Annotated in this window: 21 protein-coding genes; 1 reads left to right on the top strand and 20 read right to left on the bottom strand. The window is 50.4% G+C overall.

Annotated features, from left to right (window positions below; all coding sequences use genetic code 11):
• Positions 1 to 45 precede the first annotated feature (45 nt).
• The 15 genes from rlmB to lepA form a co-directional block, all read right to left on the bottom strand.
• Positions 46 to 813 (bottom strand): 23S rRNA (guanosine(2251)-2'-O)-methyltransferase RlmB, encoded by a 768-nt coding sequence (rlmB, locus tag CHK_RS09095; protein WP_052740483.1) that lies wholly within the window; start codon positions 811 to 813, stop codon positions 46 to 48.
• On the bottom strand, positions 806 to 1,549 hold the full coding sequence (thyX, locus tag CHK_RS09100) for an FAD-dependent thymidylate synthase (protein ID WP_046443741.1): 744 nt from the start codon (positions 1,547 to 1,549) through the stop codon (positions 806 to 808). The genes rlmB and thyX overlap by 8 nt, the downstream gene beginning before the upstream one ends.
• 42 nt (positions 1,550 to 1,591) lie before the next feature.
• Positions 1,592 to 2,002, bottom strand: coding sequence for a Mini-ribonuclease 3 (locus CHK_RS09105; RefSeq protein WP_046443742.1), 411 nt, complete (start codon positions 2,000 to 2,002; stop codon positions 1,592 to 1,594).
• On the bottom strand, positions 1,992 to 2,711 hold the full coding sequence (locus CHK_RS09110) for an N-acetylmuramoyl-L-alanine amidase family protein (protein WP_046443743.1): 720 nt from the start codon (positions 2,709 to 2,711) through the stop codon (positions 1,992 to 1,994). The genes CHK_RS09105 and CHK_RS09110 overlap by 11 nt, the downstream gene beginning before the upstream one ends.
• Positions 2,712 to 2,728: 17 nt before the next feature.
• Positions 2,729 to 3,742, bottom strand: coding sequence for a tRNA (adenosine(37)-N6)-threonylcarbamoyltransferase complex transferase subunit TsaD (gene tsaD, locus CHK_RS09115; protein ID WP_046443744.1), 1,014 nt, complete (start codon positions 3,740 to 3,742; stop codon positions 2,729 to 2,731).
• Positions 3,729 to 4,451: a TIGR01906 family membrane protein gene (locus CHK_RS09120; RefSeq protein WP_046443745.1), complete on the bottom strand. Its 723-nt coding sequence runs from the start codon at positions 4,449 to 4,451 to the stop codon at positions 3,729 to 3,731. The genes tsaD and CHK_RS09120 overlap by 14 nt, the downstream gene beginning before the upstream one ends.
• On the bottom strand, positions 4,448 to 5,074 hold the full coding sequence (locus CHK_RS09125) for a cyclase family protein (RefSeq protein ID WP_052740484.1): 627 nt from the start codon (positions 5,072 to 5,074) through the stop codon (positions 4,448 to 4,450). The genes CHK_RS09120 and CHK_RS09125 overlap by 4 nt, the downstream gene beginning before the upstream one ends.
• Positions 5,075 to 5,226: 152 nt before the next feature.
• Positions 5,227 to 5,673 carry a C-GCAxxG-C-C family protein gene (locus tag CHK_RS09130; RefSeq protein ID WP_046443746.1) on the bottom strand — a complete coding sequence of 149 codons (447 nt, stop codon included), beginning with the start codon at positions 5,671 to 5,673 and terminating at the stop codon, positions 5,227 to 5,229.
• Entirely contained in the window at positions 5,670 to 6,500 is an 831-nt protein-coding gene (locus tag CHK_RS09135) for an Mrp/NBP35 family ATP-binding protein (protein WP_046443747.1), read from the bottom strand. The genes CHK_RS09130 and CHK_RS09135 overlap by 4 nt, the downstream gene beginning before the upstream one ends.
• A 65-nt stretch (positions 6,501 to 6,565) precedes the next feature.
• The gene (locus tag CHK_RS09140) at positions 6,566 to 6,925 is read right to left on the bottom strand and encodes a DUF1622 domain-containing protein (protein ID WP_046443748.1); all 360 of its coding nucleotides are present in this window, start codon (positions 6,923 to 6,925) and stop codon (positions 6,566 to 6,568) included.
• A gap of 146 nt (positions 6,926 to 7,071) precedes the next feature.
• On the bottom strand, positions 7,072 to 7,392 hold the full coding sequence (locus CHK_RS09145; protein ID WP_160295625.1) for a hypothetical protein: 321 nt from the start codon (positions 7,390 to 7,392) through the stop codon (positions 7,072 to 7,074).
• 35 nt (positions 7,393 to 7,427) lie between these two features.
• Positions 7,428 to 8,807, bottom strand: a complete 1,380-nt coding sequence (gene cysS, locus CHK_RS09150; RefSeq protein WP_046443750.1) for a cysteine--tRNA ligase — start codon at positions 8,805 to 8,807, stop codon at positions 7,428 to 7,430.
• Positions 8,808 to 8,960: 153 nt separating this feature from the next.
• Positions 8,961 to 10,868, bottom strand: coding sequence for a ribosomal protection-like ABC-F family protein (abc-f, locus tag CHK_RS09155; RefSeq protein ID WP_046443751.1), 1,908 nt, complete (start codon positions 10,866 to 10,868; stop codon positions 8,961 to 8,963).
• Between the two features lie 37 nt (positions 10,869 to 10,905).
• Positions 10,906 to 12,036, bottom strand: coding sequence for a radical SAM family heme chaperone HemW (gene hemW / locus CHK_RS09160; protein WP_046443752.1), 1,131 nt, complete (start codon positions 12,034 to 12,036; stop codon positions 10,906 to 10,908).
• Positions 12,037 to 12,046: 10 nt separating this feature from the next.
• Complete coding sequence (lepA, locus tag CHK_RS09165; protein WP_046443753.1) at positions 12,047 to 13,852, bottom strand: translation elongation factor 4; 1,806 nt, start codon at positions 13,850 to 13,852, stop codon at positions 12,047 to 12,049.
• Positions 13,853 to 14,128: 276 nt separating this feature from the next.
• Between lepA and CHK_RS09170 the strand changes: the two genes are divergently transcribed.
• Positions 14,129 to 15,850: a phospho-sugar mutase gene (locus CHK_RS09170; RefSeq protein WP_046443754.1), complete on the top strand. Its 1,722-nt coding sequence runs from the start codon at positions 14,129 to 14,131 to the stop codon at positions 15,848 to 15,850.
• A 64-nt stretch (positions 15,851 to 15,914) separates the two neighbouring features.
• On the opposite strand, the gene mtnA is transcribed toward CHK_RS09170, so the two are convergent.
• The 5 genes from mtnA to phoU form a co-directional block, all read right to left on the bottom strand.
• Positions 15,915 to 16,997 (bottom strand): S-methyl-5-thioribose-1-phosphate isomerase, encoded by a 1,083-nt coding sequence (mtnA, locus tag CHK_RS09175; RefSeq protein ID WP_330379233.1) that lies wholly within the window; start codon positions 16,995 to 16,997, stop codon positions 15,915 to 15,917.
• A 19-nt stretch (positions 16,998 to 17,016) separates the two neighbouring features.
• Positions 17,017 to 17,748, bottom strand: coding sequence for a EutN/CcmL family microcompartment protein (locus CHK_RS09180; RefSeq protein ID WP_046443756.1), 732 nt, complete (start codon positions 17,746 to 17,748; stop codon positions 17,017 to 17,019).
• A gap of 246 nt (positions 17,749 to 17,994) precedes the next feature.
• Complete coding sequence (locus tag CHK_RS09185; protein WP_046443757.1) at positions 17,995 to 19,719, bottom strand: sensor histidine kinase; 1,725 nt, start codon at positions 19,717 to 19,719, stop codon at positions 17,995 to 17,997.
• Between the two features lie 3 nt (positions 19,720 to 19,722).
• The gene (locus tag CHK_RS09190; protein WP_046443758.1) at positions 19,723 to 20,394 is read right to left on the bottom strand and encodes a response regulator transcription factor; all 672 of its coding nucleotides are present in this window, start codon (positions 20,392 to 20,394) and stop codon (positions 19,723 to 19,725) included.
• Between the two features lie 37 nt (positions 20,395 to 20,431).
• Positions 20,432 to 21,088: a phosphate signaling complex protein PhoU gene (gene phoU / locus CHK_RS09195; RefSeq protein WP_046443759.1), complete on the bottom strand. Its 657-nt coding sequence runs from the start codon at positions 21,086 to 21,088 to the stop codon at positions 20,432 to 20,434.
• Positions 21,089 to 21,120 lie beyond the last annotated feature (32 nt).

A 21,120-nucleotide genomic window follows, 5' to 3' on the forward strand; every position in this document is an offset into this window, starting at 1 on the left:
TGCCCCTTCAAATTCTTTTCCAACTGCGTCCCCCGCATTCCAATTTTATTTCAGCAAATCCTGCCTGCGCTTTTCGTAAATCATAATGCTCGCCGCGCACGACGCATTAAGAGAGGTCGTCTTTCCTCCCATCTCGATTTTTACAACCATATCGCATAATTCCCTGGTAAGGCGTGCAACCCCTTCGGATTCCCCGCCTATCACAAGCGCTATCGCGCCCGTTAAGTTTGTCCCCGCAAGCGGCTGCCCATCCATATCTGCCGCTGCGATCCAAACATTTTTTTTCTTGAGTTCTTCGATTGCATGATTGATATTCGTAACCTTTACAATCGGAATATACTGCGCCGCTCCGCACGACACCTTAAACGCAGAGGTTGTAAGCGAAGCCGAACGGCGTTTGCCAATAATCACCCCGTGCGCTCCCAGTGCTTCGGCGCTCCTGATAATCGCGCCAAGGTTGTGCGGATCCTGTATGCTGTCCAGTATCACAATAAAAGGTTGCTCTCCCCGCACCTGGGCAAGCTCAAAAATATCGTCCATTTCGCTGTAGGCAAATGCAGGAATCTGTGCAATGATGCCCTGATGGTTCCCGGGTTTTCCGTCATGCCCCATATCGGCGCACATCTCGTCCATTTTGATGCGCGGCACTTCTGTTATCACAATCTTATTCTGGCGCGCAAGCATAATGAGCTCGCGGATACTTCCTTCCGACTGGTCCTGCATCACATAGATACGGTCTATCTGCTCTCCGCTGCGGATCGCTTCACGTACGCTGTTGCGTCCAAATATATATTCGCCCCTCTTTTCAATCATTGCGGTTACCCTCCATCAGAGCTTTATGCCGCCGCTTTACCTCCGCAGCCCTGCCGCACGTCATCCTGCCTTCCTGGCATGCGCCGCCCACGCAGGACGGCCCCGCGTTCTTAAAGAGCCCCGGCGCTGCCTCCATCACAAGCGCAAGCATCTGCCATGCAAGCTCACGTATTTCCCACTGTGCGCGATTGCAGCACCGCAGGCTAAAGAAGTGCAAAAGCTCCCTTGCGTTCATCGTAATAATCATTTTTGTCTCGCAGGCATTTGGCAGTACAAACCGCGCATCCTCATTGGATTTTTCCCCACTGGCGCCAAGCGCCGTTACCCACTCGTCATACCACTTCTGCATGGTCTGCATCTGGTGTTCATACTTCTCCACCGCTTCGCTTCCAAGCGCTTCAATGCTTGGCGGTATGATATAGGAAAACTCCCCCTTTTTCGCACTCTGGTTCACATAGCGCTGAGACTGCACCGAAAAACTCGCCAGCCTGTGCCTTGTGATCTGCGCGAGAAGCGCACGTGATACACCCTCCACCCCAAACGAAAACGACGCGTGTTCTATCGGAGATAAATGCCCCATCTGCGTCAGCCTGTCAATGAACTCCGCGCTTTTGGCGGTCTTTTGCAGTTGTTCGATATCCGCTTTGGAATAACAGAGCTTCGCCCCCATCGAAACGATAAGCTCCGGGTCCGGCGTAGCCATCAGCAATACTGTTTTTAAAGTCGTCTTGGGCATTGATACTTCCTCACTCTCAATATAGGTTTTATGTCTGTCGCGCTACAGGTCAAACTCCATCGTACCGAGTATCTCGTTCACGCGTTCCGCCTGTCCGCTCAGGTACAGGTAGCCAATCACAGCTTCAATCGCCGTCGCGTATTTATAATCCGCAACGCTCATGTTTTTTGGTGCGGAAGGGCTTTTGGCATTGCGCCCCCGCATAAAAATTTCACGCTCCTGCTCTGTAAACCGTTCCAGCCAGCGGTGCGCAAATTCGGACTGGGCCTTCGCGTTCACAAGCCTGATGCTCATGGAGTGCAGTTTGCCCGCATTTTTGGAGCAACCCAGTACGTGCTTCGTGCGCACGTACAAGTCAAAAATACAATCCCCAATATATGCCAGAGTAAGCGGCGGCAGCTGCGCCGCTTTTGTTTCGCTTAAAATAAATTCATCCTGCAGATTATTCAGCATTCCCCTGCTCCAGTTTATAATATTTGATCCCGTCCACGATACCTTTGACTACCTTATTCTGGTAATCGTCGTCCTGCAGCTTCTTTTCCTCGTCCGGATTTGTAAAAAAGCCGCATTCCACAGTTACGCTCGGCTGGCTTCCCGGCTTCAGGAGGCGGTACCTGCCGCAGTTCACTTTTCGCGGCGATTCGATTTCCAGCTCGTTGTTCATAATTTCCTGAATACACTTTGCTAGCTCGTTTCCAAGAACGGAATCCGTATGGTAAAAAATTTGCGGCCCAACCGCGTCGGCGCTTTCAAAGCTGTTCTGGTGCACGCCGATATACATATCCGCTTTTGCATCCCTGATGATCTGTTCGCGTTTTTGCATATCCGCTTCCTTGCGCTTGGCGATGTCCGTTTCTTCCGCCGCTGCAATAGGCTCATCCGATTCGCGCGTCATAACGACCGTGACTCCCTCGTCCTCAAGCGCTCTTTGCAGCTTCAGGCCGATCTCAAGGTTCACTTCCTTTTCCAGCCTGCCGGTGGAAACGCCTATCGTCCCCGCGTCCGTATCTCCATGCCCCGGATCTACAACGATTTTCATTCCATCAAGGCTCACAGAAGTAAGGTCCGGCCCATCTGCGTTCCCCTCTTCCTTTGCACAGGCGGTTATTGTAAAAATAAGCAGCGCCGCAAGCAATATGATTAATGCTTTTTTTAAACGCATTCTCCCCCGTCCTAACTTTATGTGGAAAGCTCCATAACAGGCTCCGCGTTGAGGTCAAGCCCTGCGCGCGAGCCCTTCAAAAATTCATAGTACGCACACGAAGCAATCATAGCCGCATTGTCAGTACAATATTTCAGTTCCGGAAAATACAGCCGGAGCCCTTCTTCTTCCGCTTTTTTCTCAAACGCAGAGCGTATTTGCTCATTGGCGGAAACCCCGCCCGCCACAGCGATTATTTTTGAGTTTGTCCTTGCCGCTGCTTCAAATGTATTTTTTACAAGCGTGTCTGACACATTTTTTAAAAAGGATGCGGCGACGTCCTCTTTCCTGTACGCTTCGCCAGTTTGCTCAAAACGGTGGAGCAGGTTGATCACCGCGGTTTTCAGTCCGCTGAATGAAAAATCAAGGTGAGCCTCCCCACGAAAACTGTGCGGGAACCGATACTTGTTTTCATCGCCTTTTTTCGCGAGCTCCTGCAGATTCGGCCCGCCGGGATACGCAAGTCCCAGTACGCGCGCCACCTTGTCAATCGCCTCGCCTGCCGCATCGTCGCGTGTCCTTCCAAGCGTTTCATAGGTCGTATAATCGCGCGCCAATACAATCTGCGTGTGCCCGCCTGAAACGACCAGACACAGGAAAGGCGGCTCAAGCTCCCGGTGCGAAATATAATTCGCACAAATGTGCCCTGCAATGTGATGCACCGCAATCAGCGGTTTTTTCAGCACATAGGCAAGGCCCTTCGCGTAAGAAACGCCCGTAAGGAGCGCGCCCACAAGCCCCGGTCCGTTTGTGACCGCAATCGCGTCGATTTCGTCAAATCCACCCGCTGCCCGGACAGCAGCCTCCACCACGCCCGGCAACTTTTCCACGTGGTTTCTTGACGCAAGCTCCGGTACCACCCCGCCATACTCTTTATGTATTTCAATCTGCGTATACAAAGCCTCAGAGATAATCTCGCGTCCGTTTTTCACAACCGCAGCCGCCGTCTCGTCACAGGAGGTTTCAATCGCTAATATTCTAATGTCTTCCATGCTTCTTCATCCTTTGATATCCAATTCCCGCCGCTGCGGCAGTTCCGCACGTAACAGCCAAAAACCAAGCCAGTATCTTTGCCACCATATCTGCAAAGAAATCCTGTTCGAACATACGTATCATCCTCGAGGTAGCCGGATCAAGCATCCACAGGTCGTTCGTAAAGAACACATGGTGAAAGCTAACCCAGAAATAATTGAAATCGGCTGCCGCAACGCAGCCAATCACGGCGAAAAAAGCAAGCACGCCGACCGCTGCCCAAAAATATGCCTGCAGTACCGGCCCTGCCGCCCTTCTTCGTTTCAACGCAAAGCAAAGCGCAAACAATCCCCCGCCCCCGCAAAAGCCAATCGCCATAAACTGTAAGGCTTTCTGGTAGAGCGCCTTCACATCCACCATATGCGCCTTTTCACGCTCGTTATAATATTCTTCATCCTGCCCGTTTACCTGTACCTGCAAATCGAGCGTGGGGGTTTTATCTTCCAGATAATCAAGCAGCGTATCAGTCGCCATCCCGAGACTTTCCCCGGATACGCCCACATACGCCGCCGTATTCATCTTCTTGTATTCATTTTTATAAAAATCGTGATCAAAAGCAATCGCCTGAATGCAGAGCACCGCAACCGAAAAAATCAGCAAAACCGCGGCAACCGCCGCCATGAGCCTTATTCCTGCCAGATTTTCCTTTTCGGCTCCGATTTCGCTCATTCTACCTCTCCGCTTTCAATCAAACAGGCGCGAATCGGCGATCCGTCGGCCTCGATTTTCAATGGCAGGGCGCACAGGAAATAATCTCCCGCCTTTACCTTGTCAAGATACAGGGATTCCAGTACGACGATTCCTTCCGAAAGAAGTATTTTGTGCACTTCGTCCCCGCCGATGGAAAGATCGTCCGTTCCAATCAGGCGAACGCCCGCGTCCACAAGCTTCTGCGCGCTTTTTGCCGTCAGCTTCGCTGGAACGCCGGGCGCGCTCTTGAGCAAAATCTTCTTGGTTCCCGCCGGAACCCGGAAATCCTTTTTATCCACAACCACGCATTCTCCTACCAGATCGTTCAAGGGAATGTCTTTGGTTGTACGCGCGCCGTTCAGCACATGCGAGGGCGCGTCAAGATGCGTGCCGCTGTGAGAACCCATCGAAAGCTTGGTAACGGAATAACCGTAATTATCCACTGTGAAAAAGCATTCCAGACGAACGTGCGGGTCTCCTTCATAAACCTTTGTTTCCGCGGTCAATTCGCGGGTAATATCAATAATTTTAATTTTAAACACCTCATATATTTTAAGCCTCAGCGAATGGTTGCAGGCTTTCCCCGCCGCCACTCTGCCCATACGGTTCCGTAGTTTATATTATAGTGATTTTCATCTTCTTTTTCAACTCTCCCGCAAATTATTCATAAAATTGTATCAAATTGCGTATTCACAACAAAAAACAAGCGGGCAGCGCCCGGACGCATTCCCGCTTGTTTGACTGATTCATCCGTTTATTTCATGATTTCCTGCCCGACGATTCGCGCCGCGCATTCCACAAGCTGCGCACACGGACGTTTTCTGTAGTACTCCTGCGTCCGTTCCTGCGGCGTTGGCTCGCTCGTTTTTTCCGCAAGTCCCAAAAGCTCCCTGCATACAATAGAGCCATTTTCCTTTCGAAACTGTTCGCCAAGTTTCTGGATTCTGGCATAATGCGCCTTTTTCGCTTCCCTGTCGGCTGGATCGGCATACCCGTTTTTCAGGCCTTCCACGATAAACATTCCGCTTACCGCTCCGCAAACCTCGCGCAGCCGCCCCATGCCCCCGCCAAATGAGGAAGAAAGCTTTGCGGCAGTCTGCCGGTCAATGCCGATCTCGTCCGCATATGCAAGCACCACGGCCTGAGCGCAGTTATATCCCTGCTTAAAATAAGCGACAGCCTCCTCTGGTTTGGTACTCATAGCTTGCTGACCGTCTCTGCGGCGTTCTCCAGCCACTCGCCCTTTACCTTACCGATTGTCCCCGCATCCGCGGCCCGCGCGATTTCAGGATCCACAGGTACCTTTCCAAGCACAGGAACGCCAAAGCGTTTTGCGGTTTCCTCGATATGGCTTTCTCCAAATACGCTGATCTGCTTTTTGCAGTCCGGGCATTCGAGATAGCTCATATTTTCAACCAGGCCAATGATTGGCACGTTCATCATCTTTGCCATGTTGACGGCCTTTTCCACAATCATGGACACAAGCTCCTGCGGTGAAGTAACAATCACGATTCCGTCAAGCGGGATCGACTGGAACACCGTCAGAGGAACGTCGCCTGTTCCCGGCGGCATATCTACCAGCATTACGTCCACATCCGTCCAGATCACATCCGTCCAGAACTGCTTGACCGTGCCCGCGATAATCGGCCCGCGCCACACGACAGGCTCCGTTTCATCCGGCAGCAGAAGGTTGATGGACATAATCTGTATCCCTTCCTCCGTCTCCACCGGAAAAATCGTATCCTCCGTGCCCCGCGCTTTTTCGGTCACGCCAAACATTTTGGGAATCGAAGGGCCTGTGATATCCGCGTCCAGAATCGCTGTGCGAAGGCCTTTGCGCTCAAGGAGCACTGCCAGCATGGAGGTCACGAGGGATTTTCCTACGCCCCCTTTCCCGCTCACAACGCCAATCACCTTTTTGATGCTGCTCGACTGGTGCGGCGATTCCAGAAAATCCGCCGGATTCATCTGTCTCGAACCGCATTCCTCCCCGCAGCTTCCACAATCGTGCGTACAATTTTCACTCATTTGCCTCATTCTCCTTATCCGTTTTAAAATCTGCCTGTTTTATTGATAAACCAGAGCGGCTGCTTTTATTGCTGTTCCCTGTCTTTTTTCATATCGGCTTCCTTGATTTCCTTATTCAGGAAATATGAAATCACCGTACGGATCGCTACAATCGCCGCCAGCCGCACGATATCATCAAACGTCGGCTTTACGATCGAATCTATGATATCTGCCGCGATCAGTATTTCAAGGCTTAACAGGACATAGCCGCCAAGGCGGTTTTTGATTTCCGTCAGCATCTGAAGCCTCGCGTTTTTATCCCGCGGCCTGATTTGCGAAATCAAAAAATCCTTTACGCTGAGCACCACGCCCCACACCAGTATGATAATGGAAACAAAACTGAGGCACGTGGTGATAATGTCAAGATACGGCGCAAAATATTCCATGTTTTTTCCTCCCGCGATAAACGCATTGTTTTGGCTCCGGCCAAGGCGCACCGGTAGCCTTATACGCTATACGCAAAAAAACGCAGGCAAGAAATGCTGCGTTTTTCCTGAAAGCGCAAAATTTCTTACGCTTATCTTTTCCGCTCTTATTTCTTGGGCAGATTTTTGCGCGGGTTGCGCAGGTATTCCTTGAATTTCACACGGAACATTACAAAGTACACCACCACGCATGTCAGGATATACACGATGCTGATAATGCTCCAGATGGAAGTAATCCCCTCGCTGCTGGTGTATTCCAGAATAGAAAGAACAAGCAGCGGAACACCGGCAATCCAGCAGAACCTCCTGAGCATTTTGCAATGTTCTTCCTGCATCTCTGCCGGATAATCATTTTCGTAAGCCTTACCTGACCCCTTGATTGCGTAATACAATAAATATACCGCAATAAAGATGTCAAATAACATCATAAAATTAAAAGCGCCATCCATTTACCTGTTTCCCCCTATATTTGATTGATTTTTACGCCGTCCGGCGTATCCTTTAGTTCATATCCAAGCGAATTAATTTCGTCGCGCAGGCGGTCTGCTTCCGCCCAGTTTTTTTCTGCGCGTGCCGCTTGTCTTTTCTCTGCAAGCTCCATCACTTCGTTTGGTATTTCACTTTCCTCTGCCGGAAGGATGCCGAGCACATCAAGAAGCGCATCCATCGCATCCTTTGCAGCTTTTGCGTCCTGCGCCCTTCCACCGTCCGAAAACAGCGTGTTGATCTCCTTGACATATTCGAATATTCCGCCGATCGCGTCCGCAGTATTGAGATCGTCGTCCATCGCCGCGTTGAATTTCTCATTCAGGGCGGCAATCGCCGGAGCGACCTGCACCGCGTTGTCCTTTGGATTTGCCATCACAAATTTCAGGTTCTCACGGCAGTTCAGGATACGGTCGTATGCCGTCTCCGACTGCTGTAGCAGCTCCCGCGAAAAGTTGATCGGATTTGCGTAATGCGCGGACAGCATAAATAGCCGCACCGCATTCCCGCGGAATTCCTTTAATATATCACGGACCGTAAAAAAGTTTCCGGCCGATTTGGACATCTTTTTATTGTCGATATTAATATATCCGTTGTGCATCCAGTAGTTTGCAAACGGTTTTCCCGTGGCCGCTTCGCTCTGCGCAACCTCGTTTTCATGGTGGGGGAATTTCAGGTCTTGCCCGCCGCCGTGGATATCAAGCGTATCCCCAAGGTACTTCATACTCATTGCCGAGCACTCGATATGCCAGCCCGGGCGGCCTTTGCCCCATGGACTGTCCCATGCGATTTCGCCGTCCTTCTGCGCCTTCCACAGCGCAAAATCCATAGGATTCTTTTTACTCTCGTTGATGTCGATCCGCGCGCCAAGCTCAAGCTCGGACAGGTCTTGCCCGGACAACTTGCCATAGCCCGGGAAACTCTGCGTATCGAAATATACGTCGCCGTTCAGCTCGTATGCGTGGCCTTTATCGATGAGTTTTTGCACGAGCGCAATAATTTCGCCAATATGTTCCGTCGCTTTCGGATGAATGGTTGCCGGACGAACGTTCAATGCCTGTGCATCCTTGAAATATTCATCGATGAAGCGGTCTCCAAGCTCTTTTACCGTAATGCCTTCCTCTGCCGCCACGCGGATCATCTTATCGTCCACATCCGTAAAATTCTGTACGAAATTCACTTTGTAGCCCCGGTATTCCAAATACCTCCTGAGCGTATCGAATACGATCAGCGGACGTGCGTTCCCGATATGGACATAATTGTAAACCGTCGGTCCGCACGCGTATATATTGAACTGCCCCGGCGTGAGCGGATTCAGTTCCTCTTTTTTGCCTGTCATTGAATTAAAAATCTTCAAGCTAACTGCCCCTTTGTGTGCCCCGCCACCTCGCAGAGCCTAATTTTCTATGCGTTCTTATTATAATATAAGCGCGGTAAATTCACAACACAATTCCTCAAAAGAAAATTGCCCGCCAAAGCCGCCGGGCATTTCCTGACCGGATATCCCCTTCTATTCTTCCTCGGAAATGAGCAACCATTCTTCCATCAGCTCTTCATGCCGCGCTTTCAATTCTTCCAGCTCCGCACAATTCCTGCCAATCAGTTCGAAATCGGCAGCGTTCTCGGCTATCTCCATATTGAGCTGCGTCTCGCGCGCTTCAATTTCAGCAATGTTTTTCTCCAGCGATGAAATCCGCTCCCTGCGTTTTGCTTCCTGCGCCCTGCGCTGCTTCGGATTTTTCACCTCAGCGATCTCGCTTACGGTCTTTGTCTTCTTCTCAGCAGCTTCGCGGCTTGCAGCCTCCTGCTGCTCTTCCTGCTCCTTTAATTCCCTGTACTCGTCGAAGGTTCCGTCAAATTCATTGATGCCCCCGCCTGCGATCTCATAAATCTTTCCCGCAAGCGCATTGATGAAATAGCGGTCATGCGACACAAAGAGCAGCGTTCCCGTATACTCCTTCAGCGCCGCCTCCAGGCTTTCGCGCGCCGGAAGGTCTAAATGGTTGGTCGGCTCATCCAGGAGAAGCACGTTGTATTCCCCGCACATAAGCAGCGCAAGCCCAACCTTGGCCCGCTCCCCGCCGGAAAGCTCTCCCACTTTTTTGAATACATCCTCCCCCGTCAGAAGCACTCGACCAAGCATGGAGCGCGAGCCGTATTCCAGCAGGGAAGGATACGCGTCCCAAATTTCCTGCAATACAGTCTTGCCCGGCGTCATATTTTTGTTTTCCTGATCGTAATAACCAACCAGTGTATTTTTTCCAAACGCAACGGCTGTATCTGCCTCACCGTTTGCCACAGCCACCAGCTTTTTCATGAGCGTCGATTTGCCCGTTCCATTATCGCCGATAATCGCCGCTTTTTCGCCACGTTTCATTTCCATGCCGATATCCCGGGCCAATATTGTTTTTTCTTCCCCCACCGCAAGCGTAAGCCCCGTCACTGTCAGGATATCGTTTACCGGCCTTTGCGTAAAAGTAAAGTTGAAGCTGGGCGCCTTAACAGAAGTCTTTGGCTTCCTGATCCGCTCCATACTGCTCAGCTTTTTCACGCGGCTTTGCGCGCTTTTTGCCGTGGAGGCCCTTGTGAGGTTGCGCGCGACGTAATCTTCCATGTGAGCGATCTGCCGGGACTGCTTTTCGTATTCCTTCATCTGGAAAGAGATATAGTCCGCTTTCAGCTGTTTATATTGGGTATAATTTCCCGTATATTCCGTAAGCTCCGTATCGTCCACTTCCCATATCTTTTGCGCCAGTTTATCCAAAAAATAACGGTCGTGCGACACGATCAATACCGCTCCCTTATAGCCGTTCAGGTAATCCTCCAGCCACATCAGCGTCTTGAAATCAAGATGGTTGGTCGGCTCATCCAGAATCAACAGTTCAGGATCCATAAGCAGCAGCTTTGCGATCGCAAGCCTCGTTTTTTCTCCTCCCGAAAGTGTCGAAATATTGGTATCACAGGCTTTATCTGCAAAGCCCATACCGTTCAAAATCTTTTTGATCTTTACCTCTACCTGATACCCGTCGCTCGCCTCAAAGTTTGTCTGCGCCTGTGCATAAGCCGTCTGTAACGCTTTGTCCTCCGGATGCAGCGACATCTGCTTTTCCAGCTCGCGCATCTTTTTTCCTGCGGCAAGCGCCTTCGCAAAAACAGTACGCATCTCCTCAATAATGGTATGATCCGCCACAAGCCCGCTGTTCTGCTCCAGATATCCGATGGAGAGGTCCGCCTTATGTGTAACGTTCCCTTCCTCCGGAAGGATGCGCCGCACAATGGTTTTTAAAAGCGTGGTCTTCCCCGCGCCGTTCGCGCCGATCAGCCCTATTTTATCTCCCGCGTTGATATTCGCCGTAATGTGATTTAATATTTCGGTCTCGCCGTACGCAACGGTTACGTCCGTAATTGATACAAGCATTCTTTTCTTTACCTATCTGATGTAATCTTTAAATTCCTCATAAGTTCCTGATCATCTCTGCAACCAACTGGTTTTGCAGGTCAAATCCGCGCCTTGTCGGCGCAATACCACGATCGTCAAGCGTAATCAAGCCCAACTCGTATACATGGAGCACCTCTTTACGAAAACGCTCTAAAAAGTCTTCCCCAAACCTGCTCTTATAATCGAAAAAAGAAAATCCGTTTTTCAGGCGAAGCTTCAGCATGATATATTCTATCTTCCGCTCGTCATCCGAGCACATCTCATATGACGAATAATGAAGCTTTCCCGTACCCAAATTCGCAATATATTCGTCAATATCCAACGTATTTGCAAACCGCAGGCGGTCTATACACGAATGTGCCGCGGCGCCAAGTCCGAGATAATCCTTGATATTCCAGTACTTGAGGTTATGCCTGCATTCACGCTTTCTTTGTGCAAAATTGGATATTTCGTAATTCTCATAGTCCCTGTCCGCAAGCAGGTCCTGTGCCATATGATACATGGCAAGGTCCATATCCTCCCCCGCAGGCTCAAGCTCCCTGTTTTCAACCATTTCATACAGGAGGGTTCCTTCCTCCAGCCCCAGCGCGTAAGCGGAGACATGCTCCGGCCTTTTTTCGATTACATGGATAAGAGTCGCTTCCCAGTCCTCAAGCGTTTGCTCCGGAAGCGCGTAAATAATGTCGATATTGATATTGGTAAAGCCCGCTTCTCTCGCCAAATCATATGCTTCGTCAAAGAGCTCTACCGTATGCTGCCGCCCCAGTGTCAGCAAATGCCTGTTTTGTGCCGCCTGCAATCCGATGCTCAGGCGGTTTATTCCCGCCTCCCGGTAGGCTGCAAGCTTTTCCTTCGTAAGGGAGCATGGATTTGCCTCGAGCGTCACTTCCGCGTCGCTATAGAGTGCGTACGACCTGCGCAGCTCGTCCATGACCGCAACGATATAGCCCGCATCCGGCAGCGACGGCGTTCCTCCTCCGAAAAAAACGGAATCCACCGGCTTATTATACATCGCCCCGGTGAGCTCCGTTTCCTTCAAAAGAGCACGCATATATGCGTCTATCCTGTCTTTTTTATCAATCGACAAAAAATCGCAGTACGAACATTTTTTCAGGCAAAAAGGGATGTGAAAATATAATCCAAGCATAACAAAACCTTTACTTATCCATCTTCAAAACGCTCATGAACGCCTCGGACGGCACCTCTACGCTGCCCACCTGACGCATCCGTTTTTTTCCTTCTTTCTGCTTTTCAAGCAGTTTCTTTTTCCTCGAAATATCCCCGCCATAGCACTTTGCAAGCACATCCTTACGCAGCGCCTTCACTGTCTCGCGCGCAATGATCTTCCCGCCGATTGCGGCCTGAATCGGGATTTCAAACATCTGGCGCGGAATCACTTCCTTGAGTTTTTCCGCAATCATCCTGCCACGCCCATACGCCCTATCCTTATGGACAATCAGCGACAGTGCGTCGCACATTTCCCCGTTTAAAAGGATATCGAGCTTCACAAGCTCGCTCTTTTCGTATCCCTTGATTTCGTAATCCATGGACGCATAGCCCCGGGTACGCGATTTCAGGTTATCAAAAAAATCATAGATGATCTCGTTGAGCGGAATCTCGTAATGCAGCAGCACACGCGTGGATTCAATATATTCCATGTTTTTGAAAACGCCTCGTTTTTCCTGGCACAGCTCCATCACCGCGCCCACATACGTATCCGGCATCATAACCCCCACCTTTGCAACCGGCTCCTCCATATATTCGATGAGGGAGGGATCCGGCAGGTTCGTTGGGTTTTCAATCTCAATTTCTTCCCCACTCGTAAGGCGCACGCGGTAGGAAACGCTTGGCGCAGTCGTAACGAGGTCCAGGTCAAACTCGCGTTCCAGCCGCTCCTGAATGATCTCCATATGCAGCAGTCCCAAAAAACCGCAGCGAAATCCAAAGCCCAGCGCCACAGACACTTCAGGATCGTAAATCAGAGACGCGTCGTTTAACTGCAGGCGCTCCAGAGCGTCGCGCAGGTCGTCATATTTTGCACCGTCTGCAGGATAAATACCGCAGTAAACCATCGGCGTAATCTTCTTATATCCGGGGAGCGGCTCATTCGCAGGCTTTTGCTCATCCGTGATGGTATCGCCCACGCGCGTATCCGCGACGTTTTTGATGCTCGCGGCAATGTAACCCACCTCGCCTGCCTTGATTTCCTTGGTCGGTATCAGTTCAGGCGTAAACATGCCAACCTCTGTCGCGTCAAACGTCCTGCCTGACGCCATAAATTTGATACGCGTTCCTGCGCACGCCCGTCCGTCCATCACGCGCACATAGCTGATAGCGCCCTTATAATTATCATAAAAAGAATCGAATACAAGCGCTTTCAACGGCTTTTCTACCTCGCCTGACGGTGGTGGCAGTTTCTCTACAATGGCTTGCAGCACCTGCTCTACATTTTCCCCGCTCTTGGCGCTGATGCGCGGTGCATCCGAAGCATCGAGGCCAAGCACATCTTCGATTTCCTTGGCGATTTCATCCGGGCGGGCGCTTGGAAGGTCTACCTTGTTGATCACCGGGATGATCTCAAGGTTGTTATCCATGGCCAGATAGACGTTTGCCAGTGTCTGCGCCTCGATTCCCTGACTCGCATCCACCACAAGCACAGCTCCTTCGCATGCGGCAAGGCTGCGTGAAACTTCGTAGGTAAAATCGACGTGGCCGGGCGTATCGATGAGGTTCAGTTCATACTCTACGCCGTTATATTCGTAGATCATACGCACCGCCTGCGATTTGATCGTAATTCCGCGCTCCCGTTCGAGCTCCATCGTATCAAGAAGCTGCTCTTTCAGATCGCGCTGGGCCACTGTTTCCGTCATCTCGATCAGACGGTCGGCAAGCGTTGATTTTCCGTGGTCTATATGTGCAATAATGCAAAAATTACGTATATTTTTCTGGTATTCGTTTCTCATAGATTCTCCTTGCGTGACCATTCCCCGGCAGACGCCCTGTCAAAAATCTGCACACGACAAAAATACGGGCAAACTGTCCTATTATCATGATACAGACAGCCGCCCTAAAAATCAACAAAATAATCCGTGTTGGCAAATATAATTGTGTTATAATAATAGTGTTAATGAAAAGGCGGCGCAACTGCCGATCGATGTATTTGCGCTGATTGATTATACGGATATATGCACAGCAATGAAAACAGAGCGTTTGGATTTTAAAATACAAGGAGGATTCTCATGACTTATCAGGAAAATTATGAGGTTTGGAAAAAGGCCCTTGCAGGAACTGAATACGAACAGGAGATTGCAGACGTTGCAAAAGACTCGGAAACGCTTCAGGATTCGTTTTATAAAGAAATGGAATTTGGTACTGCCGGAATGCGCGGCATTATTGGCATGGGTACCAACCGTATGAACGTGTTTACTGTAAAACGCGCGACGCAGGCCCTTGCAAACAACATCCTTGCACATGGAGATCCGCTTGCGGGCGTAGCAATCGCTTATGATACGCGTAAAAACAGCGACCTTTTCGCACGTGAGACGGCGGGCGTTTTGTGCGCGAACGGCATCAACGTATTTATGTACGATACGCCCCATAGCGTTCCGCAGCTTTCGTTTACGATCCTCGAGCTCAATACGACAGCAGGTGTCGTGATCACGGCGAGCCACAACCCGCCTGAGTACAATGGATATAAGGTATACGGCGAGGACGGCGGACAGTGTCCTGTCGCTGATTCCGACCGTATTACGCAATACATTTCAGAAATCGACGATATGTTCCATATCAAATCCATGCCGCTTGACGAGGCGGAACGCAAAGGCCTGCTGACATATATCGGCAGGGAGCTCGATGAAATCTATTTCAAAAAAGTTGAGGATTTGTGTATTCATCCTGAAATCGTCAAAAAAATGGCCGATACGCTCAATATCGTCTACACGCCGCTGCACGGCACGGGAAACGTTCCGGTGCGGCGCGTGTTAAAGGACCTGGGTATCAAACGTCTTCACGTCGTTCCCGAGCAGGAGCATCCCGATCCGGCGTTTTCGACGGTAAAGGCTCCCAATCCCGAGGAACGCGAATGCTTTAACCTCGCAATGGCGCTTGCAAACCAGAAGGACGCGAACCTTATCCTTGCCACCGATCCGGACAGCGACCGCCTTGGCGTTGCCGTGCGTAATACGGAGCATGAATTTGTGATCCTTACCGGCAACCAGATCGGCTGCCTGCTTATGGATTATGTTCTTTCCCAGAAAAAGGCCGGTTTCACAGGCGGCGAATTTGTGGTGAAATCAATCGTGACAAGCGATATGGTGGATACCATCGCAGCTCATTACGGTGTAGAGCTTCGCAGCGTATTTACCGGATTTAAGTTCATTGCCGAACAGATCAAGCTTTCGCAGCGTACCGGAAAGGGTAAATTTGTATTCGGCTTTGAAGAAAGCTACGGCTATTTGCAGGGCGCGTTCGTCCGCGACAAGGACGCCGTGCAGGCCGCGATGATGATCGCCGAGGCCGCATGCTGGTATGCTTCCCTTGGCAAGACGCTTTACGAAGTATTGATCGATATGTATGAAAAATACGGCTGGTTCGAGGAACTCGTGATTTCTAAAACGCTGTATGGCAAAGAAGGAATCGAGAAGATACAGAACGCGGTCAAAACCCTGCGCGCGCATTACCCGGAAACAATCGGTGATTTCCCGGTTGTCGCGGTGCGCGACTATCTGAAACAGGAGCGCATCGACCTTAAAACAGGCAAAGCAACGCCCATCGATATGGAGCAATCCAATGTGCTTTATTTCGAGCTGGAGGGCGGCAGGTTTATTATCCGTCCTTCAGGCACGGAACCGAAGTTGAAATCCTATCTTTCCACCTCCTCTATGGATAAGCAGGAGGCGGAATACCAGCTCGGAAAGCTTAAGGAAAGTGCGGAGAACCTGATCGAAAAATTGATCAGCTGAATCACTCATCAAAGCAATAAAGGGCTGTGGGAATTTCTCCCACAGCCCTTACTGTTTAAACTTTTTAATCATTCTGCGCCTTGCTTTTCTTCTCGAAGATTTCCTTAAGGGAAACATCAAACGGCGGATATGCAATGCCGTATTCTGTGATGATCGCCGTGATAAACTGCGCGTCTGTCACGTCAAAGCTTGGGTTGTATACCTTTACGCCCTCAGGGGCCATGCGTTTTTCATACCACATTTCCGTTACTTCCTCCGCGGGGCGAAGCTCGATATGGATATCTCCGCCGGACTCGCAGTCCATATCAATCGTGGAGGTCGGCGCGCAGACATAAAACGGAATTCCATAATTTTTTGCCGCAATGGCAACATAAGAGGTCCCGATTTTATTCGCTGTATCCCCGTTTTTCGCCACACGGTCACAGCCCACAAACACAGCGTCCACAAGCCCCTGCCGCATAACGGACGGAGCCATATTATCACAAAGAAGCGTCGTATCGATGCCCGCCTCCATCAGCTCGTAAGCAGTAAGGCGCGCTCCCTGCAGGAGTGGACGCGTTTCATCGCAAAACACACGGAAACCGTAACCTTTTTCCTGTCCAAGATACATGGGCGCGGTTGCCGTTCCGTACTTTGATGTGGCAAGCTGGCCCGCGTTGCAGTGCGTCAACAGCCCCATGCCCGGTTTTAAAAGGGATAACCCGTTCTCTCCGATGGTTTTGCAAACCCGGATATCCTCGCGCTTGATTTCGTTTGCCTCTGCGAGCAACAGCTGCTTAATCTGCCCGACTGTTTTTTCGCGGTTGGCAAGAACAACCGCGTCCATGCGGTTCAGGGCCCACGAAAGGTTTACCGCAGTTGGCCTAGCCGAATCAAGGTAGTCCTTCGCCCGCTTAAATTTTTCATAAAATGCGTCAAAATCCTGTTCTTCTATCTCTTTTGCCGCCAAATAGATACCAAATCCCGCCGCAACTCCGATTGCCGGCGCACCGCGTACTTTAAGAAGGTAGATCGCATCCCAGATGCTTTCCTGATCCTTCAGGTGAAGTATTTCCTTATGATAGGGCAGCTGCGTCTGGTCGATAATCAGAAGCGCGCTGTTTTCATCGTCCAGGGCGACGGTTTCCATGTCAAAGATCGTATCCATTGAATCTCCCATAGTATCGTTATTTTTTCTTTCTGTTGCGGTATTTATCGAGCCGTGAAAAGGTTTCTTTCTGCTCTTCATTTTCCGCAGATTTATCTGTCGTTTGCCCCGGCTGCGTACCTTCCTGCATTCCTGTCTCTTCCGTGCCGATTTGCCTCATATAGGAATCTGCCGGGATTTCGACAGGCTTGAATTCGGTCGTCAGGTATTTTGCATAATCTTCATATGGCACCGAGCTTGTTACCTGCGGTACAGGCTCCTGCGGCGCTTCCTCCCTGTAGCTGCTGTCAAGCTCTTCGTGCAGGGCTTTGAATTCCGCTGTGAGGTCTGTCACAAGGTCTACCGCGGCTTCCGGAGCAGGCGCTTGCGCCGCTTCCGTTTGCTTTTGCTCTTCTTCAAGCGCCGCGTAAATATCCGGAATCGGCGCCGTCACATATTCCTCTTCCGGCTCCTCCTGGCGTGCGGCAATCTGCTCGAAATAATTTTTGCCTTCAAATTCAAGAGACTCGGGAATCGCCACCACGCGCTCATCCGGCGCTCCGGCAGCCATTCCGTCCCACGAAGCGCTGCCGGATGAACAAATTACGATCTGCCCGGTCTTTGCTCCAAGCCTGTCCATCACCAAAAAAGACGCTCCGTTTTCTTTTAACGTATCCACTTCCACAGGAATTGCGATCAGTATATCCGTTCCATATAATTCGTCTGATTTTGTCAGGCTTTGCGCAACCCCGACTATTTTTGCCAGCCGCATATTTTTACTCCTTTAAAATCATAATCAATCAAATTACAGCGTATTAACTTGCGGCATCGCAGGGCTGCTCCGCCGGAAAGGTTCGCTGCATAACAGTTTCTAACAAATGCTTGCTGTGCAACCATTTGGCAAACTGCAACAAAATTCTACTTTTCATCTTATTATTTCTGCCTGCCAATGTCAACCGAATCAGTCAAAAAAGCCCCGCCGGATAAATCCGGGCGGGACTGCTTTGCAAAATTTCGATCAATCCTTTTTAAGCCGGACCGTGAAGGCGCTTCCTTCGCCAAGCACGCTTGTAAGCTCCAGTTCCCCGTCGTAATGCGCAGCAATGTGCTTGACAATCGCAAGGCCAAGGCCCGTACCGCTGACAGTCGCGCCGCCGGAATTTTTCGCGCGGTAGAACCGCTCGAAAATCCTGCCCGTTTCATCCTTGGGAATACCGATTCCCGTATCTTTTACTGTAATCGTCACGTAACCGTCCTGCTCTGAAAGGCCGATATCGACGTTTCCCTTCTCCCGGTTATATTTTACCGCGTTATCGCACAGGTTCAGCATCAGCTCGCTTATCCTGTTTTTGTTTGCTTTGAGGCTCGCTTCTCCCACAACGCTAACGGTAAGTTCTTTTTCTGAAATCTTGTTCTCCAGAAGGTGCAGAGCATCCTCCGCAACGTCGCGCACATTCACTTCCTCTGTATTTTCGTCAATGCTGATCTGCTCCAGCTCCGAAAGCATCAGCGTATCGTTGATGAGCCCCATGAGCCTGTCCGCTTCGCCTGAAATCCGCTTTGCGTAAGATTCCACACTCTCCTTATCTCCCGCCATGCCGTTTGCAATCAACTGCGCAAAACCGTTGATGGATGTAAGCGGCGTTTTTAACTCGTGCGAAACATTGGCCGCAAAATCCCTGCGTACCCGCTCTGAAAGTTCAATATCCGTTACGTCGCTGATCAGCACCAGCATACCGTAGCTGTTCCCTGCGAGAAATGCCGGTTCATCCACAATACTCGTATAAAAACGGTATGTTTTGCCGTTCATATCGTCACGCGCCTCAAAGCGCGTGTTCTTTTTCTTCCTGAGCGCTTTTTCAAGCTTGGAGACCACGTCCTGGCGGCGCACATAATGGAGAATATTTTCGTTGGCCCCGACCGCCTGCACGCCAAATATCTCTTTGGCGGCGGTGTTGATCAGCAATACGTTGGAAGACTCGTCCATGATCAGCAGGCCTTCGTTGATGCTGTCTATGATAAGTGCCGTTTTTTTATTCTCTATCTTGACCTTCTCGATATATTGGTTCAGGCTTTCTGAAATACGTCCAAACGCCTGCGTAATATCGTCAAGCTCCGGATAAGGGCTTTCAATTCGAAGCTCCTTATTGTCGCCGTCGATATATCCCTGTATGGAATCGTGCAGCTGTGTAAACGGCATGAGCGTATTCTGTACAATCTTATTGGATATCACCGCCGCCACAATCACAAGCAGCACAAAAACAATGATCACTGCGGGAAGCGTCTGGTTGATAATTGCCGTAGCGTTGTTAAGCGGCATGGAATTGCGCAAAATTATCCCGTCCGGCATTTGCTTCGTTACGTAGATCATATCCGAACCCGTCGTTTGCGAGTAACGCACCTGCGCTCCAAACCCGCCCGCAAGGGCTTCCTTTACCTCCGGGCGGTCCAGATGGTTTTCGGCCTGCGCAAGGTCGCCCTGCGTATCCGCAAGCACCGTTCCATCCCCGGCAATGATCGTGATCCTGTTATTCTGGCCGTATGCCTGCTGATATTCCTGCGCAAACTGCTGATAATCGGTCCTGCCCTCCATCGCGAGCTCCATGCCGTTGATATTTCCCCTTAAGACCGCAATCACATCGTTTGTATAAGTGCTTTTAAAGCTCGCCATGGAAACCAGTACCGTCACCACCAGCGCGATGACCATCATGCAGGTAGTCAATAATACAATTTTCTTTTTCACCTTTTATACCTCAAACCGATATCCCACGCCACGCACCGTCTTGATGTACGAACCGCAGCGCCCTATCTTTTGCCTTAATGTCTTGATGTGCATATCCACTGTACGGGTTTCGATATCCGTATCAATGCCCCATATTTCATTGAGAAGCATTTCACGCGTAAGCACCATACCCTCGTTGCGCATGAAATAGTGGAGTATTTCAAACTCTTTATAGGTGAGGTCTGTTTTTTCCCCATCTACATACAACACATGCGCCGCCGCATCAAGCCGGACTCCTCCTGCCTCCCGCACCTTTGGCAACGGTTTGACAGAAATTTTCTGTGCCCTGCGGATAACCGCATTTACCCTGGCGATCAGCTCCAGTACGCCAAACGGCTTGGTGATATAGTCGTCCGCCCCCAGGTTCAGGCCCGATACCTTATCTACCTCGGTGGTGCGGGCAGTCAGGAACACAACAGGAACATTGAACCCTTCCTGCGCCGAAAGCCGCCGGTATACTTCAAACCCGTCGATACCCGGCAGCATGATATCAAGCAAAATTGCCTGCGGCGCATCGTCCTCGCTATAGTTTTTCAAAAGCTCTTCGCCGCATTCATATGCCCGCACCTCAAATCCCGCCGATTTGAGGGTACACACAATCAGTTCCCTGACCGAAGCGTCATCTTCTACAATCATGATCGTCGCCACTTTATCACCTCACATGGATATTATATCACAAAATACGTTTGTCTTTATGCACGCCCGTTTCTGAAAACACCGTCCACTCTGCTATATTTTCCGCATGGTCGCCGATCCGTTCCAGGTACTTTGCGATCATCAAAAAATCCACAATCTGGTCGATCTTGTCTTTATCCCTGATTGCCATCTCAAGAAGCTCGTTTTTGACAACGTCGTAAAGCCTGTCTACCTCGTTATCCATTTCGATGACCTTTTCGGCAAGCTCCATATCCCTGTGCACATAGGATTCCACCGCCATGTGAACCATTTGCGCCGTGGTTTTTCCCATTTTGGGGATATGCTTTGGTTTTTCGATCACAATTTCCTTGCATACGCAAAGCGTTATTTCTGAAATATCCGCTGCCTGGTCGCAGATGCGTTCAATATCGGTAATCATTTTAAGCGCTGTGGAGATCATCCGCAGGTCTTTCGCCACCGGCTGCTGCTTCATGATGAGCTTCATGGAACGGCTCTCAATCTGGCGCGCCATCGCATCCACAAGGTCGTCGTCCTCGATGATCTCTTTGGCTCCTTCCATATCGCAGTTTTCAATCACGCTCACAACTTTTGTGATCGTTTCTTCCGCCCTCGCGCCCATGCGTATGAGGTCCAGGTTCAGATCCTCGAGCTCAACGTCAAATTTATTTCTCATAATCAATTCCTTTCTTTTCCTGATGCTCCGTC

This window comes from Christensenella hongkongensis (assembly GCF_000981035.1).
GTDB classification, from domain to species: Bacteria; Bacillota; Clostridia; order Christensenellales; family Christensenellaceae; genus Christensenella; species Christensenella hongkongensis.